At 42.0% G+C, this 15,965-nt stretch carries 15 protein-coding genes; 5 read left to right on the top strand and 10 right to left on the bottom strand.

Annotated elements, in window-relative coordinates:
* From dnaX to AAJP47_RS07665, 5 genes are all read right to left on the bottom strand, one after another.
* Nucleotides 1–1,532, bottom strand: a 1,532-nt coding sequence (dnaX, locus tag AAJP47_RS07685; RefSeq protein WP_346717320.1) for a DNA polymerase III subunit gamma/tau, incomplete at its 3' end; no start/stop codon positions are given.
* A 186-nt stretch (nt 1,533–1,718) separates the two neighbouring features.
* The gene (lysS, locus tag AAJP47_RS07680) at nt 1,719–3,260 is read right to left on the bottom strand and encodes a lysine--tRNA ligase (RefSeq protein ID WP_346717319.1); all 1,542 of its coding nucleotides are present in this window, start codon (nt 3,258–3,260) and stop codon (nt 1,719–1,721) included.
* A gap of 52 nt (nt 3,261–3,312) precedes the next feature.
* The gene (locus AAJP47_RS07675) at nt 3,313–3,702 is read right to left on the bottom strand and encodes a hypothetical protein (protein WP_346717318.1); all 390 of its coding nucleotides are present in this window, start codon (nt 3,700–3,702) and stop codon (nt 3,313–3,315) included.
* A gap of 108 nt (nt 3,703–3,810) precedes the next feature.
* Nucleotides 3,811–4,899, bottom strand: coding sequence for a peptide chain release factor 1 (gene prfA / locus AAJP47_RS07670; RefSeq protein ID WP_346717317.1), 1,089 nt, complete (start codon nt 4,897–4,899; stop codon nt 3,811–3,813).
* Between the two features lie 277 nt (nt 4,900–5,176).
* Nucleotides 5,177–6,322: a beta-ketoacyl-ACP synthase III gene (locus AAJP47_RS07665; RefSeq protein ID WP_346717316.1), complete on the bottom strand. Its 1,146-nt coding sequence runs from the start codon at nt 6,320–6,322 to the stop codon at nt 5,177–5,179.
* Between the two features lie 715 nt (nt 6,323–7,037).
* Between AAJP47_RS07665 and creD the strand changes: the two genes are divergently transcribed.
* Nucleotides 7,038–8,645 carry a cell envelope integrity protein CreD gene (gene creD, locus AAJP47_RS07660; RefSeq protein WP_346717315.1) on the top strand — a complete coding sequence of 536 codons (1,608 nt, stop codon included), beginning with the start codon at nt 7,038–7,040 and terminating at the stop codon, nt 8,643–8,645.
* Nucleotides 8,646–8,743: 98 nt separating this feature from the next.
* On the opposite strand, the gene AAJP47_RS07655 is transcribed toward creD, so the two are convergent.
* Nucleotides 8,744–9,427, bottom strand: coding sequence for a DUF421 domain-containing protein (locus AAJP47_RS07655; protein ID WP_346717314.1), 684 nt, complete (start codon nt 9,425–9,427; stop codon nt 8,744–8,746).
* 252 nt (nt 9,428–9,679) lie between these two features.
* On the opposite strand from AAJP47_RS07655, the gene AAJP47_RS07650 reads away from it, so the two are divergent.
* Nucleotides 9,680–10,654, top strand: coding sequence for a DMT family transporter (locus tag AAJP47_RS07650; RefSeq protein WP_346717313.1), 975 nt, complete (start codon nt 9,680–9,682; stop codon nt 10,652–10,654).
* Nucleotides 10,655–10,740: 86 nt separating this feature from the next.
* Here the strand turns inward: AAJP47_RS07650 and AAJP47_RS07645 are convergent, their stop codons facing one another.
* The 3 genes from AAJP47_RS07645 to AAJP47_RS07635 all read right to left on the bottom strand — a co-directional run bounded on the left by AAJP47_RS07645 (nt 10,741) and on the right by AAJP47_RS07635 (nt 13,096).
* Nucleotides 10,741–11,166: a BLUF domain-containing protein gene (locus AAJP47_RS07645; protein ID WP_346717312.1), complete on the bottom strand. Its 426-nt coding sequence runs from the start codon at nt 11,164–11,166 to the stop codon at nt 10,741–10,743.
* Nucleotides 11,167–11,206: 40 nt separating this feature from the next.
* Nucleotides 11,207–11,716, bottom strand: a complete 510-nt coding sequence (locus AAJP47_RS07640) for a BLUF domain-containing protein (RefSeq protein WP_346717311.1) — start codon at nt 11,714–11,716, stop codon at nt 11,207–11,209.
* A gap of 444 nt (nt 11,717–12,160) precedes the next feature.
* A complete protein-coding gene (locus tag AAJP47_RS07635) occupies nt 12,161–13,096 on the bottom strand; it encodes a LysR family transcriptional regulator (RefSeq protein ID WP_346717310.1) in 936 nt (311 codons plus the stop codon).
* A gap of 97 nt (nt 13,097–13,193) precedes the next feature.
* Between AAJP47_RS07635 and AAJP47_RS07630 the strand changes: the two genes are divergently transcribed.
* Together AAJP47_RS07630 and AAJP47_RS07625 are read left to right on the top strand one after the other, a co-directional pair.
* On the top strand, nt 13,194–13,628 hold the full coding sequence (locus AAJP47_RS07630; protein WP_346717309.1) for a DMT family transporter: 435 nt from the start codon (nt 13,194–13,196) through the stop codon (nt 13,626–13,628).
* A gap of 5 nt (nt 13,629–13,633) precedes the next feature.
* A complete protein-coding gene (locus AAJP47_RS07625) occupies nt 13,634–14,095 on the top strand; it encodes a DMT family transporter (protein WP_346717308.1) in 462 nt (153 codons plus the stop codon).
* A 156-nt stretch (nt 14,096–14,251) separates the two neighbouring features.
* Here AAJP47_RS07625 and AAJP47_RS07620 read toward each other — a convergent pair whose 3' ends face one another.
* On the bottom strand, nt 14,252–14,653 hold the full coding sequence (locus AAJP47_RS07620; protein WP_346717307.1) for a lysozyme inhibitor LprI family protein: 402 nt from the start codon (nt 14,651–14,653) through the stop codon (nt 14,252–14,254).
* Nucleotides 14,654–15,016: 363 nt separating this feature from the next.
* Here AAJP47_RS07620 and AAJP47_RS07615 point away from each other — a divergent pair, with 363 nt between their 5' ends.
* On the top strand, nt 15,017–15,901 hold the full coding sequence (locus AAJP47_RS07615; protein WP_346717306.1) for a hypothetical protein: 885 nt from the start codon (nt 15,017–15,019) through the stop codon (nt 15,899–15,901).
* The last annotated feature ends 64 nt before the right edge of the window (nt 15,902–15,965 follow it).

Genomic DNA, 15,965 nt, shown 5'->3' with positions numbered 1-15,965 from the left:
GTTTCAGGTTCAGCAATTGGTTCAGGTTCAGCAATTGGTTCAGGTTCAGCAATTGGTTCAGGCTCAACAATTGGTTCAGGCTCAACAATTGGTTCAGGTTCAGCAATTGGTTCAGGTTCAGCAATTGGTTCAGGTTCAGCAATTGGTTCAGGTTCAGCAATTGGTTCAGGCTCAACAATTGGTTCAGGTTCAGCAATTTGTTCAGGTTCAAAATTAGGTTCCGGCGTAGCACCGTTGGTCAACCAAACATTATCGTCAGAATCAGCATTTTGCCCCGTATCATTATGCTCTGTTTGATGATCAATGTCATAAGGCTGCAATGGTGGTATTGAAGCTGACGCTATGGCATCAGAAGCCTGCGTAGAAATGGCGTTCTGTATGACAGGCGTCGAAGACGAAGACGTGCTATCAAAAGTGTTGGTTAGCACTTCATCTACGGGTAATGGACGAAAAGCCAATAGACGTAAAATACACATCTCAAGCGCTTGCATTGGCGTACTAGCAAGCTTAACACCTTCACGCGCCTGTACCACAATCTCATAATAAAGTTGTAAAACATCCGGGCTAATGTGCTGAGCGAGCGCATTAATATCTTGTGCCTGCGCCTCATTTACATTTAACGCAACCTCAGGTAATAACTGTGTCAATGCCAATTGATGCAGTAACTCAGCGAGTCCATCAAACATACTGGTCGCATCAACCATCTGCGCCCGCATTTGCTCAATGTGAGCTGCAACCGCCGATTTATCATGATTATAGATATCTGTGATCAAACTGACTAAATCTGCTGCATCAATCAAACCAAGCATGGCATTGACAGTCGCATCATCCAGCGACCCTTGACCAAAAGCGATCGCTTGATCTGTCAATGATAAGGCATCCCGTACCGACCCTTTAGCAGCACTTGCCAGCTGCCACAGAGCTGGCTGCGTATAACTTACATGCTCTTGCGTCAGGATATTGGCCAAATGCTCGCTAAGTAAGGTTTGCGGCAACGGGCGTAAAACGAACTGTAAGCAACGTGAGATAATCGTAATCGGCAGTTTTTGCGGATCAGTCGTTGCCAGTAAAAACTTCACATGCTCAGGTGGCTCTTCTAGCGTTTTAAGCAGTGCATTAAAACTGTGTGTCGACAGCATGTGCACTTCATCAATGAGATATACCTTATAGCGTCCTTGACTGGGCGCATAAGGAACGTTATCTAATAGCTCGCGGGTGTCTTCTACCTTGGTACGAGAGGCGGCATCAATCTCAATAAGATCGATAAAACGCCCTTGATCGATGGCCACACAGTTATCACACACACCGCAAGGCGTGCTAGTGACACCCATATCACAGTTCAAACATTTAGATAAAATACGCGCAATCGTTGTCTTACCCACACCGCGCGTCCCAGTAAAGAGATAAGCATGATGCAGGCGATTGTAGTCAATCGCATTGATGAGTGCTTGCGAGACATGCGTTTGCCCAATCAACTCATGAAAGTTTTTGGGACGGTATTTGCGAGCTAAAACTTGATATTGCTGCGACATATCTATCCATTGTGCCAAGTGGTTAATATTCTTATTTTAAATGTACTTTTTGACTGCTTATTTTTGAACATCCATTATAGCAAAAAGCCAGCGCATTCGTCTGGCTTCTTACTGATATGATGATGGTTTATCCTACGCTCGATAAACGCCTTTGATTAAAGAGCAACTTTGATTAAAAAGTAAGCTTTAATCAACTTTACGGCGCATATGCGGGAATAAAATCACATCACGAATACTAGCAGAGTCCGTCAGTAGCATGACTAAGCGATCAATACCGATACCTTCACCCGCAGTCGGCGGTAAACCATATGACAAGGCTTCGATATACTCTTCATCAAAGTGCATAGCTTCGTCATCGCCGGCGTCTTTTTCAGCGACTTGTCCACGGAAACGTTCTGCTTGATCTGCTGGGTCATTAAGCTCACTAAAGCCATTTGCCAATTCACGACCGCCAATAAACAGCTCAAAACGATCGGTAATTTCAGGATTGTCGTCATTACGGCGTGCCAATGGCGAGGTTTCTGCTGGATACTGCGTGATAAAAGTTGGTTGACGCAATTGATGCTCAGCCGTTTCTTCAAAGATAATCGTCTGCAATTTGCCTATACCAAAGCCCTCTTTTACTTGCTGCTTTAGCGTCGTTGACACATATTCTGCCAAATATTCACGATCACTCATACGCGCTGTATCAAAATTTTCTGCGTATTTTGCAATCGCATCAGGCATGGAGAGACGCTCAAACGGTGCTTTTAGACTGATGGCTTCTTCTTGATAAGTAATATCCGTTGTACCCAAAATATCAATCGCCAACTCATTGAATAAGCGCTCGGTCAAATCCATCAAATCATTGTGATCGGCATAAGCTTGATAAAACTCAATCATGGTAAATTCAGGATTGTGACGGGTTGAGACACCTTCGTTACGGAAGCTGCGGTTAATCTCAAACACTCTATCAAACCCGCCGATAACCAAACGCTTTAAATAAAGCTCAGGCGCAATACGTAAATAAAGCGGCATGTCTAAAGCGTTATGATGCGTCACAAATGGACGCGCTACTGCACCACCTGGAATGGGATGCATCATGGGCGTCTCAACTTCCATGAAGCGCTCATTCAACATAAACTTACGGATACCGCTGATGACTTGACTGCGAATCATAAAGGTATCGCGCGTTGTCTCATTGGTCATCAAATCAAGATGGCGATTGCGATAACGGGCTTCTACATCCGCCAAACCATGGAATTTGTTTGGCATGGGACGTAATGACTTAGTGAGTAGCTCAAGCGTTTCAATATGAACATACAAGTCGCCCTTTCCTGAGCGACCGATATAACCCGATACCCCAACAATATCACCCAAATCTAAAGACTTGATACTAGCCAGCATCTCTGGATCCAACTCTTTGCGCGCAACATATAGCTGAATACGACCCGTCATGTCTTGAATAACAAGGAATGATCCACGGTTCAGCATCACTCGACCAGCCACATTGACCTGTGTTTTTTCACCCTTAGCCGCATTGTCTTCAATCTCTTGCTTTGAGACGCCGTCAAAGGCCGCTTGCAAGTCTTTTGCATAATCTGTGCGCTTAAACGTATTTGGATACGGCTGTTTACCTGATGCACTGATATCGTCTAGCTTGGCTTGTAGCTGTGCAATCAGCTCATTGGTATCCTCTACTGCTGGGGCTTGGTCTTGGTTCTGGTTTTGATTGTTGGGCTTTGACATAACACTCTCAAATGTTGATAAGTTAGTTTTTATATTTGGAAAAATAATACGATTAATCTACGCACAAGAAGCCTTTAGCAACGCCACCTTCAATGGTTTGACGGCAACCAAAAGGACTGTCATCAGCGGCGCAGGTTCCTGTTACGTTTGCCGTACCAGCTTCGATCGCTTTGTCTGAGTTTGTGCAACTGCCTTGACACTCAGCGCTGTCACTACAAGATTTTCCTGCATCTGAAAACTGCTGTACGCAGCGATATGCTTGTAGTCGACCTTCTTTGGTGTACTTACCACCTTTTGCAAGGCATTCTTTTGCCAGCATCTCTACGCTTTTAGATGCAGAATTGGCATTATTTTGTTCTTCTGTCATTGCTGGTGTCTGACAGGCCGATATAAAAAATAAACAAAACAAACCCATAAAATATAAAGCTAGACGATTATTCATGATAGTTCTCACCTGTAAAATATGGATCCGTTTATAGGAAAATTGAGTTAATTAAATTCAGTTAGGAAGTTCATTTTTGTTAATTGACTGACGATGAATAAATAAAGACTACTCGCCGCCAATACTGGCCATCAAGTCAGCCTGATGCTCACGTAGTAACGCATCAAGAATCTCGTCCAAGTCACCTTCCATAATGGAGTCAAGCTTGTACAAGGTTAAGTTGATTCGATGATCGGTCATACGCCCTTGCGGGAAGTTATAAGTACGGATGCGCTCTGAGCGATCGCCACTACCCACCAAGTCACGACGTATGGTGTCGGCGGCATCGACCTGCGCCTGTACCTTGACCTGCTGGATTTTTGAGATCAGCATTTTCATGGCTTGCGCGCGGTTTTTGTGTTGGCTACGTTCTTGTTGACACTCAACCACCGTTCCAGTTGGAATGTGAGTCAAACGTACCGCTGAGTCCGTAGTGTTAACATGCTGACCACCCGCACCGCTTGAACGGAACGTATCAAAACGGATATCGGCTGGGTTTAAATCAACCGTGTCATCAATCTCAACTTCTGGCATGACAGCCACGGTACAAGCTGATGTATGTACGCGGCCCTGGCTTTCTGTTTCAGGCACACGCTGGACACGGTGTACACCCGACTCAAACTTGAGACGACCATATACACTATTACCTGAGACGCGAGTGATGATTTCTTTGTAACCGCCGTGCTCGCCCTCACTGGCCGATAACACTTCTACCGTCCAACCTTGCGTCTGCGCATACTTTTGGTACATGCGGAACAAATCGCCAGAGAAAATCGCCGCTTCATCACCGCCTGTTCCTGCTCGAATCTCTAAGAACGCAGGTACTTTGTCATTAGGATCTTTTGGCAGCATCATAACATTGAGCGCTTCTTCCATGTCTACGATGGCGTCACGTGCAGTATCTATTTCTTCTTGCATCATCGCTTTCATGTCAGGATCTGAAGCTTCTTTTAGCATCATTTCTGCATCGGCCTGATCTGTCTCCGCACGCCCGTAGTTCTGCCATAAAGTCGTGATATCCATCAAGTCGCTATGCTCAACAGACAACTCACGGAATTTATTATTGTCACTGATGACGCTAGGATCGGATAATAAGGCAGTGACCTCTTCATAACGGTCTACCATTTGGTCTAAACGCAGGCGTAAGGATTCTTTCATAAAAGGACTTTTAATTGGATAAATGGAATAAGACCGTGATTATAGCAAATTTTTTGCCTTAAATTAAAACCTCTACATAATCTTGTTATTATTCTGCTCAATCTCGTTATCACTGTCCCAAACATTGCTAGGTATTTTTGACTTATATTTGCTTTCCTTTCTTATTTTTAGTGCTTTATTGATTCAAAGACAGAAGATTTAGCCAATAAGATAAACAAAAAAATAGCTAAGAAGACTCTTAGCTATTTTGATCATCATACAAGACTATGATTAAAAATTAGACTTTACGAACCAGTACTGAACCGATTGAATAACCAGCACCAAATGAGCAAATCACACCCAAATCACCTGACGATAACTCATCTTTATAACGGTGGAAGACGATCATCGGGCTGGCTGAGCTGGTGTTGGCAAATTCATCAATAACGCTTGGCGCAATCGATTTGTCAGCATCTTTTCCGACCACGGTACGTAAGATCAAATCAAGCATGTTGGCATTGGCTTGATGCAACCACATCATTTTCACATCGCTAGATTGCAGCTCGTTTTCATGCAAGTGCTCTGTGATAATCTCCGAAACTTTTGGACAAACTTCACGGAATACTTTGCGGCCGTTTTGCAAAAACAGCTTATCAGTGACAGGGTCTTTAAGATCTGGATACATCTCCGTCTGCGCTGCCAAAAACTCAGAACGATCCATAAAACCATATTCATTTTTAATATTAGTCGAAAACTGCGTGAACAGTTTAGAGTTAAGGATCTCGTAACCTTTTGGCGTATCAAGCTCTTCTACGATCGAAGCTGTGGCGACATCGCCAAAGATGAAATGGCTGTCACGATTGCGCCAGTTTAGATGGGCGGAAGTAATCTCAACGTTCACCACCGCAATACGCTTAGCAAGGCCTGAGATGATAGAACCGTGCGCTTGTGAGAGACCAAACGTCGCAGCACTACAAGCGACATTCATATCATACGCAAAACCACCGATCATACCGATTTCGTTTTGAATCTCGATAGCGACCGCAGGATAAGTACGCTGAAAATTTGAGCAAGCAAGGATAATACCATCCAAATCATTGGCTTCAAGTCCGGCGTCCGCCAGTGCGTCTTTTAACGCAGCTGCGCCCATTTCTGCCATAATAGACAGCTCTTCGCCTAAGTTACGATAAGGGATAACGGGTGCCATAATTTCAGGGTCTAAAATACCGTCTTTTTCCATTACATAACGCGATTTGATGCCAGAGACTTTTTCGATAAAAGCCGCTGATGAAGGCTCAAGCGCAGTGATGGTCCCTGCTGCTATCTCATCAGCATGCTTTGCATTATAATTCTCGACATACTGATTGAATGAATTAACCAGCTCTTCATTACTGATGCTAAAGGGAGGGATATACAGGCCAGTGCCTGTGATACAAGTCGTCATGATACGCTTCCTTGTCTACTACTATAGGGATTGGAATAAATACAAATATAGTCGATTCTAAATAAAACAGATACGTTGTGACGCGGAACCAATATAAGCTTTTCTGGCTTGCTGTACTTACGCCGACAGAGGCTACAAAGAACTCATATCCGTCCCGCTGTATCGTTTTTATACCGAACTGACTATATAAAAAATAACAGTCACTTTTTTTATTGAATAACTGCTTCAGTGAATAACTGTAAACTTAAATAAGTGCTCTTATTATGCCTGAATATTATTATTTTTCTAATACTTTGTTACAAATAATCTGTTTGTTGAGAAAAACAAGCAAAGATTGCCGATATTTTGAGGGCCTTAAGCTATAATCAACTGACTTTAGTGGTCAAATAGTCAACGCTTGAGCGCTTGTGAGCCTATAACAGCCTAATAGATTAGCAGACGCTTTTGTTTGAAAAACCTGTGTATTTGGATACAGTCATAAGTATTCTGTGGGTTTCTGATCTTTTGACCTTTGTCTTATCTGGCTTGCTATTCACCATTATGTATAAAGTGGTTGGCGATACGAGTAAACATTGATAAACGCTAGCGCTTACTTTTCCATATACTCTCCACCCTTCTTACATCTTTTTTCTTCATGCCTCCTCTATGATTTTCTTTAAACCTATTGACTGCCGTTTTGACAGTTTTGGACTAAAGAATCATATGAGGCGCTTTTATGCAAAAAATACTGTTTATTAAATTAACCATCATCGCTGGGCTTTGCCTGATTTTTGCCATCGGTCTTAGTATGATTGGCTCAGTTATCTATGAGCGACAAATTTATGCAGAGTCAGTGGTCAAAGAGATTGCGCAGCAGCATGTCAATCCGCAAGAAGTCATTACTCCATTTATCGCCATTCCCACCACAGTGACACCTGAATGTCAGATTGAAACCCTAAAAACTAATAATAAGTGCGCTTCTTCTTACTCAAAAACCGAGACTATCTTTGCCAATCAAACCCAAGCCATACAAAATCTTGAAGTCAGTACGGATACTTATCAACGCGGTATTTATCATGCAACCAGCTATAACGGCGCGCTAACATTTGACCAAAATTATACTTTTGATGACACCATCAATCGCTTAAGTGCAGCAAGTAGCACAGCCAATCAGACGTTAGACCCACCCAATGCTGCTACCAATGAAGATCAGATCAAGCCAGAAAAAACTGTCATTCATTGGGATAACGCAAAGTTAATCATTCCCGTATCAGATCTGCGCGGTCTTGCCACGCTGCCAACAGTGACCATTGATAAACAACCAATCAAGGCCACTTATCCGCAAACCCCCATCATCAAAAACCTAACCTATGTGGAAGTGGCTATTCCGCAAGAGATGTGGACTCGTTCAGCAAAAACCATAGTAGGAAACAATACCCAGCCGTCTGATATTAGCCAGAAAGTTATTGATACTGACGCTAATAACAATGAAGCCATTAATTTTATGATTGATCTTCCGTTAGCGGGTGTCAGCAACCTAAGCACCGTGCCTACCGGACAGAACTTTGGCTTAACGATGCGCAGTAATTGGCCTACGCCAAACTTCATTGGCAAAGCCCTGCCCAATGCTAAAAAATTGACGTCTAAAGGATTTGAAGCCAGCTGGCAAAATCAGTATCTGGCAATCGCCAACACGCAGAACTTATCACAGTGTGTCAGTATTGCGGATAATCACTGTAATGTCACTAGCACTAGCATGGCACCACTTGATAACAGCGGCTCGTCCATGGTTCCTGATACGACTATGGCCATACCGGACGGCACTGCTAGATCAGAAGACGCTACAATCTCTAGCAGCTATAGAGACCTGACGTTGAACAGCTTTGGCGTGAGTTTTGCTGAGCCAAACGATGTATATTTGCAAACAGAACGAACAATGAAATATGCCTTATTATTAATCCTAGTATCCTTCGGCACATTTTTCTTATTCGAAGTGATCAAATCCAGCCGTATTCACCCGATCCAATATCTATTGGTCGGTTGTGCGCTATTTGTTTTTTATGTGTTGTTACTACCACTGGCTGAGCAAATCGCATTTTGGCAAGCCTACGCCATTGCTGCCAGCGCCTGTGTCGGACTCATTGGCTGGTATACCTACTATGTATTAGGTGGTATAAAACGGGCCGTAATCTTTACGGCTACGCTTGCAGGATTGTATGCCGCGTTTTTTGGTATCTTAACCACAGAAGATATGAACTTATTGCTTGGGGCCGTTTTTTGCTTCGTACTACTCGCCTGCGTGATGGTAATGACTCGCAAAATCGACTGGTATAAAATTGCTTGAATCGATTAGACTCTCTTAATACGAGTAAACATTGGGCAGTGTTACGTTGGTGTACGTTGATATATTTAGCACGCCAGCCGAAAACCGCCCAATGATTTTTATCTCACGATTTCACTATTTAAAGCTTTCGCCCATCTCTTACTAATGTCTTCACAACGTTTACAAAGCTGATCGGGGTCAGAGAGGTGCTCGACTTGGCCGCAATGCATACAGGCATAATAAGTCTCTGGCTCTATTTGCTCCAATGCTTGATATTGTTTGGGAAAAAGCGGCAATCCATATCTCGTTTTTTCAGGCGAATACAACAATATACTAAAATTGCCATCTGTTTCGAGCAGTCCAGTACGCACTTGCCCCAAATGCTCGACCCCTTGCTGGCGCATCTCTGAAAAAAACTCATCATGTGACATCTTGCCTTTTTTAATCTTATCCAGAACCAGCATGCCCTCCTCTACGATATAAAGTGATTTGCCTTCCAAAAAATTTTCAACTCGACTAGACTTCATCATTGCCCAAGTACACAGACGATAAAGTAGAATAACGGTACTCATAATCAGCACGGCTTGAATAATCGGCAAATCCTCCGTAAACATCGGATCCCCTGCAATCGATCCTAGCGATAAAATAATAGTCAACTCAAAGATAGAGAGCTGACGAACACCGCGTTTACCTGTGAATCGCAAGAACGAGATAATTAGCACGAACATCACGATGACACGTATTAAGATTTCAACGGCAAACATCCAAGTTGTGTCATAAATAAAGATATCTGCCCAATCCATATATGTGCTTCCTATTGATAATTAGTTGCGAACTTATTAAATTTGATATCATCGCTCTACTATAAAATGTATACCAGTAGAAGTGTACTTTTTTAAAATGAATCGACTATAGAAAACTAAAACACCTGACAACGCCTATAATTCTCTATAGTCGAGTCTTTCTAAAACCGATACTGGGCTGCTGACGTATCGATTTTATTTTGGACTGACTATAGTAGGGTAAAACCCGCGCAATCATTGTAGGAATTATTTTTGAAAGCCTCCATTTATACCATTATTGCCTTACTTGCGTTTGCCGCCAACTCTTTATTTTGTAGGATGGCATTGGCAGATGGCGATATAGACGCTTGGCGTTTTACGGTCATCCGCTTACTGAGTGCTGCTGGCTGTTTAGGGGTGATTATGACGATCTATACTTATCGTTTACGAGGCCAAGTATCGAACCTAGATACCCTGCCTAATGAGACGCGCTCAATTCTTAACGATAAAGGCAGCTGGTTAAGTAGCGTTAGCCTAGTGGTTTATGCGCTGTGTTTTTCGATTGCTTATACGGCGCTTGATACAGGTACTGGTGCGCTGATTTTATTTTCTGCCGTTCAGTTGACCATGATTGGTTGGGGTATTTATCAAAAAGAGCAGTTAAGCGTCGTGCAGTGGGTAGCATTTTTGCTGGCAGTGGCAGGATTTATTTATTTAATGTTGCCATCAGCCGCAGTGCCTTCACTACTAGCAGCAGCGCTGATGGCTATCAGCGGGATAGCTTGGGGAATATATAGTATACGCGGTAAATCGTGCGCCTCACCACTACGCGCCACTGGTTTTAACTTCATTAGAAGCTTGATGGCGGTGCCGATACTGTTATTGCTCAGTATGACTTATCTAGACAATGCGGGATGGGATGGTCTTTATTTAGAAAACTTCAATTTAGACAACTTTTTAGATAACTTCAATTTAAACAGTATTACAGTTAAAGGCATATTACTCGCGTGTGCGTCAGGGGCGATTGCCTCAGGTATTGGTTATAGCATTTGGTATACCGCCATGCCATTATTAAAAAATACCCAAGCAGCAGTGGTACAGCTGTGCGTGCCCGTGCTTGCTGCCCTGCTAGGAGTGGTATTTTTGTCTGAACCCCTAACACCGCGTTTCATCATGGCAAGCGTCATTATCTTAGGCGCGGTCTTGGTCTTTATTTTAAATAAAGAAAAATCAAGCAAACCTGCTTAACGTGCTATTTTGCCAATAATCATTGTAAGGCGGGTCTTCAATTTATCTCATTTTTACCAGCATTTTTAGAATGAAAAAGCGTCCTACTACTTGAATTCAGCTATTAAGCGTCTTATCGATTCAGCACTCAATAAGTAAGGGTTAAAGTCCGTAGTCGTAGAGTACTTGAGATAAAGCGCAGTATTGTCCATAGCAGGCGACGCTAAGTCCATTGACCATCGTGACCATTCTCTAGATTTTAACTCACGAGTCTCAAGTAGCTGTAAGTCATAATGTCGCTCATCCTTGAGTAAACAACGTAGCAAATGATTGATCTGTGAACGCGAGCCTTCAATCGTCTGTAAAAAGTATTGGTTATTAAAAATTAGCATGCCAGTGATGGCATTTAACGCGTTATTTTCTTGAGCTTGCTTGAGGATTTCGCTGAGCGTTTCATGCGACATATCAGGGTTGGCGCGGCTAATATAAGTCATGCTCACCAAAATGTGAGCGTCTGAAGTGGTTTGTGTCATATCTTGCCCTTCATCTAGTGTGATCGATTCAACTGTGTGACTAAAACCCAAGGCTTTTTGTGTCCGTGTTGCCCTTTTCTTTGCGCTCTTGAAGCGCTGAGAGAGTATCAATAAACTTTAGGATTTGCGAAGTACTCATTATATAAGGATCAAAAACCGTCCCTGCTGAGAACTTGCGCACGTATTCTTTGTCGTAATCGCTGGGAGTCAAATGCTTCATTGACCATTTATTCCAGACACGCTCTTCAACCTCGCTACATTCAATCACATGCAAATCAAAATGCCGATTATCATTCACCAACTTTCTGAGCAAACCGTTAATGACTGGCCTTGCGCCTTCAATACTTTGAAGGAAATAGTCATCATTAATAACCAGCGCACCCGTGATGCCATTACGCTCATTGTTTCGTCGCGCTTGCGCTAAGATGCGTGTCACTTCGATACTAGTGTTATCAGGATTATGACGACTAACATAGGTTAGACGTAGGATAATACCTTTACCCTGCTCCATATTGGCGGGTTTGTTGTCTAAAATCTCAGACTGCTCCATACGATACTCCGAGTAATTGGCAATGCTTAATTGAACCTCATATTAAATAATGAGCGATAATGAAATCAATCAATTCGATGTTTAATAATGTGATTAAACACTTTTATAGTATATATAGTCGATTCTAAATAAAACAGATACGTCATTTTATGACACGCCCTAATATAAATTTTTTTAGCTTGCGGTGCCTACGCGAGCAGAGACTGCAAAAAATTCATATATGTCCCGCTGTATCGTTTTTATACCGAAATCACTATAAAAATTACCGCTATTAATCGATTGATTTTAAATTGAATGGTGTCGCAAGTTTTAATAAATTCACTATTCGTATCAAAACGCTTAGAAACAATGGTAATAATGGTAATAAACACGGTGATTGTTAGAAATCTTAATAACACCTTCCTATCAGAAATACACTTCTCTAAGTCTCTAGACAATGACCATTTAATCGAGCTGCCAATAAAGTGGCTTGCCATATACCTTAGCAAAGTAATCAATGAGCGTTCTGACATTTAAAGAGACGTGACGCGTATTAGGATAAATGGCGGCAATATGCTGCGGCGTTGTTTTGATAGCCGTTTGATACTCAGGTAATAACTTGATTAGCTTACCATGCTTTAAATGATCGCCAATCAGCCAGTCTGGAAAAAGCACAATACCCATACCTTTTAGCGCTGACACCAATAAGGATTCTGCATTATTGGACATCAATAAAGCGGAAATCAGATAAGAATCCCAATCCTCCTCTTCTCTTTTAAACAGCCAACGATTTGGTCCTGACGACCCTTTATATACCAAGCCTTTGTGCTGACTCAAATCAGCGGGCATTTGTGGCTTACCATGTTTGTTTATATACTCGGGCGCGGCCGCAAGATGATAGGTTTGTTCACCAAAAATGCGGGCATGAAAGGCGGAGTCATTCAACGTTCCAATTCTAAAAATGACGTCTGTCGCGTAGTGATGCGGATCAACAAAGTCATCGGTTAACGTCAAGTCTATCTGTAATTTGGGGTACTGAGCGCTAAATTGTGGCAACCAGGGCGCGATATGTCGTTGTCCAAAAAACACGGGTGCATTGATTCTTAGCAAGCCACCCGGCTCTAGCGTCCTATTTTGCAACTCCTTTTGGGCTGCGTTCATGCTTTCGGTCATAGACAATGCGTAGGTCATGAACACGCGACCCGCTTCGGTCGGAATAACGGCCCTTGTATTGCGATAAAAAAGCTGCTGTCCCAGCGAGTCTTCTAACTGTTTAATGATACGAGACACTTTAGAAGCCGATACCCCTTCTTTGCGCGCTACTACTGAAAAGCTCTGAGCGTTAAAGACACTTATATAGAAGAGTAAGGTTTTTATACTGATGCTGTCGATAGGATTCATTTGTGCAACTTATGCAAAGGTCATTTCTATATTGTAGCGTTTTTTGTGGGGATAAGCTGCTGTAGAATGAGCGCCATTGCTCACCAAGGATTTTTTCATGCAAATATTATTGATACTTATCGTTGTATTAGGCGGTATGGGGTTATCCGTTGAAGCCGGATTACTTGGCCCGTTAGGCGGTCAAGTTGGCGAACTGTGGGCGACATTGAGCATTTTCGGTGTCGGCGCTGCATTGACCTTTTTTCTGATGTTGTTTTTTAGTCCACGCAACAGTCCTTCATTTTTCTCGCAGCCGCCTTTATTACTCATTGGCGGGATTTTAGGACCTATTTACGTGGTGGTCTTAACCGTCGTAACGCCAGTTATCGGTGTTGCAATGACGATGATTGGCATCCTTGCTGGCCAAATATCAAAGAGTTTGATCATCGATCATTACGGGCTATTTGGAACCACGGAACGAAAAATAGACAACAAAAGAATCATCGCATTGGTGTTTATCATTGCTGCATTGTTCTTTATGGCGAAGGGGTAACATAGATGACACTTATATTAATGGTCGTATTGGCAATCATTGGCGGCGCCGCCTTAAGCGTTCAAGCGGCTTTGAATGGTCGATTGGGTGGCAATGTTGGCGTATTCAAAAGCGCGTTTCTCACCTTTTCTGTGGGTGCGCTAGTCACCGCTTTGCTTATTTTCTTCTTTGAACCAAACCACTCAGTCACATTGATGGACGTGCCGAAATGGCAACTATTAGGCGCCTTGTGCGGAGTGCCTTATATCGTCATTATGGTGGTGGCAGTACAGCGTATTGGTACTGCCGTGGCAACCGTTGCGGTGATTTTTGGTCAATTGAGTATGAGCGTGCTGATTGATAATTTTGGTTGGTTAGGTAATGAGATGATTCAACTATCTGGCAGTCGAATCGCTGCTTTGATTTGTCTGGCCATCGCGCTTTACTTTATTTATTCTAGTAATAAGTCTGAACCCAAAGCCGCTTAGTTGTTCTATGTTAAGTGCTGATTATGAGTTGAATATTGTTATTCTCAATCCAAAACAAGAATACTAAATCAAGAATAATAAATACAGTCATCACATTCTACTGATAGCAACCAAAAAAAAGGATGAGCCGCGATGGTTCATCCTTTTTGGTTTAGGTTATCTGTTATTGATGTTGTCAATGTCATCATCGAGCTGCACACGGCGCTGATGAGTATAAGTTGTCAAACAACCATTGAGCGCCATTGAATGGGCACTACCTCCCTTAAAGCTGCGAGCCGAAAACTGACAGGCTTTGTCTCTAAAATCAATCCAAGCCAACTGCGCCGCCTTTAATTGCTTTTTTTCACTACTACTCAATAGTCGCTGTAAATCACTGTATGAACGATTCAACTTGCTGTCTTCAGCTGATAATTCCGTTGCGGTGCACTTGTTCATATCGGCCTGAGTATACGCATTATCGCAAACACTGGCTGCTGATGCCTCAGCTGTCATAAATAGACTAACAGACAGCAACGCGATGCCCGACACTTTTTTTATATTAGTTTTTATAAGTCTCATGTAACGTCTCGTGGTTATAAAGAATTAAAAAATATTATCACAATACTTTTTTGGCTTTATCAGAATCGTGTTAAGAAAAGTCACGCTAAATTCAAAGGAAATACTCATCGTATTGTAAGCGTCTGTAAGGCAATGATTGTAACTGTTTGGTACTTTTTGATGGAATCATATACGAGTACAACCGTTTTATATTATCTTTTTGAAACCTACTTCTCGTTTTTTGGTTTTACTTTACTAAAAATAAAAATAGCGACATAAACAGGTTGATTCTCTGTTTACATTAATATACTGAATAAAAAAAATGGCTGGCTTAATATCAATTATTGATATTTTTCAATGAAAACATAAAGAGGGCTATAAATCATGTCAAATAACAACCCCAATAACAACACAGAGAACGACGCAACAGATACTATTAAAAATAAGGCAGTCACTTCTGTAGAAGTACTAAAAGGTGATGACGTTATCACTGATGACGATCACTCTGAACAAGACAGTCAATCTAACAAAGATAGCAAGTCTGATAAAGATAGCAAGTCTAATAAAGACGGTAAGTCTAGTAAAGATGATAAGTCAGACAAAGACGACAAGTCTGATAAAGACGACAAGTCTGATAAAGACGACAAGTCTGATAAAGATGAAAAGTCCGATAAAGATGAAAAGTCCGATAAAGATGAAAAGTCCGATAAAGACGACAAGTCTGATAAAGATGACAAGTCTGATAAAGACGACAAGTCCGATAAAGATGATAAATCTGACAAAGACGATAAGTCTGATAAAGATGACAAGTCCGATAAAGACGATAAGAGTGTAACGATAGCCAATATTTACCAATGGGCTACTAAGCTTAAAGATGATTTTATGGCTGATAAGAACGACAAATCGGATAATAAAAAATCGGATGAGGAAAAGTCAGATAACAGTAAATCAGACAGTGACAGCTCAGACAAAGACAGTTCGGACAAAGACGACAAGTATAGTGCAACCGTAGCCAATATTTATCAATGGGCGTCGAAACTTAAAGATGATCTTAAGTCTGAAGCTTCTGGCATGACTTATGGCGTGTCTGAAAAAGCGGTTGCTATGCTGTTAAACAAACTTGTAGATGGCGTAGATGCTGAGCTAGAAGCTTTTGATAAGAAAGCGAAAGATTCTGATCAGTCAGATACCAATACTAAGGAAGAGCGCCAGAAAATCGTTGCGAAAAAAGAGAAGTATCAAGGTATGATCGATCAGCTAGAGAGCTAATTAACCTCTCATTTGATTCATATTCCAGCCAATAAAAAACCCAGCATTTAACACTGGGTTTTTT

It is taken from the genome of Psychrobacter halotolerans (assembly GCF_039680845.1).
GTDB lineage: Bacteria > Pseudomonadota > Gammaproteobacteria > Pseudomonadales > Moraxellaceae > Psychrobacter.
Note: the sequence above shows the minus strand (reverse complement) of the source record. Positions and strands in the feature narration are given on the sequence as shown.

Coding starts and splice junctions, on each gene's coding strand:
- lysS (WP_346717319.1), bottom strand. CDS start 3,260: ATGTCAAAGCCCAACAATCAAAACCAGAACCAAGACCAAGCCCCAGCA.
- AAJP47_RS07675 (WP_346717318.1), bottom strand. CDS start 3,702: ATGAATAATCGTCTAGCTTTATATTTTATGGGTTTGTTTTGTTTATTT.
- prfA (WP_346717317.1), bottom strand. CDS start 4,899: ATGAAAGAATCCTTACGCCTGCGTTTAGACCAAATGGTAGACCGTTAT.
- AAJP47_RS07665 (WP_346717316.1), bottom strand. CDS start 6,322: ATGACGACTTGTATCACAGGCACTGGCCTGTATATCCCTCCCTTTAGC.
- creD (WP_346717315.1), top strand. CDS start 7,038: ATGCAAAAAATACTGTTTATTAAATTAACCATCATCGCTGGGCTTTGC.
- AAJP47_RS07655 (WP_346717314.1), bottom strand. CDS start 9,427: ATGGATTGGGCAGATATCTTTATTTATGACACAACTTGGATGTTTGCC.
- AAJP47_RS07645 (WP_346717312.1), bottom strand. CDS start 11,166: ATGACACAAACCACTTCAGACGCTCACATTTTGGTGAGCATGACTTAT.
- AAJP47_RS07640 (WP_346717311.1), bottom strand. CDS start 11,716: ATGGAGCAGTCTGAGATTTTAGACAACAAACCCGCCAATATGGAGCAG.
- AAJP47_RS07635 (WP_346717310.1), bottom strand. CDS start 13,096: ATGAATCCTATCGACAGCATCAGTATAAAAACCTTACTCTTCTATATA.
- AAJP47_RS07630 (WP_346717309.1), top strand. CDS start 13,194: ATGCAAATATTATTGATACTTATCGTTGTATTAGGCGGTATGGGGTTA.
- AAJP47_RS07625 (WP_346717308.1), top strand. CDS start 13,634: ATGACACTTATATTAATGGTCGTATTGGCAATCATTGGCGGCGCCGCC.
- AAJP47_RS07620 (WP_346717307.1), bottom strand. CDS start 14,653: ATGAGACTTATAAAAACTAATATAAAAAAAGTGTCGGGCATCGCGTTG.
- AAJP47_RS07615 (WP_346717306.1), top strand. CDS start 15,017: ATGTCAAATAACAACCCCAATAACAACACAGAGAACGACGCAACAGAT.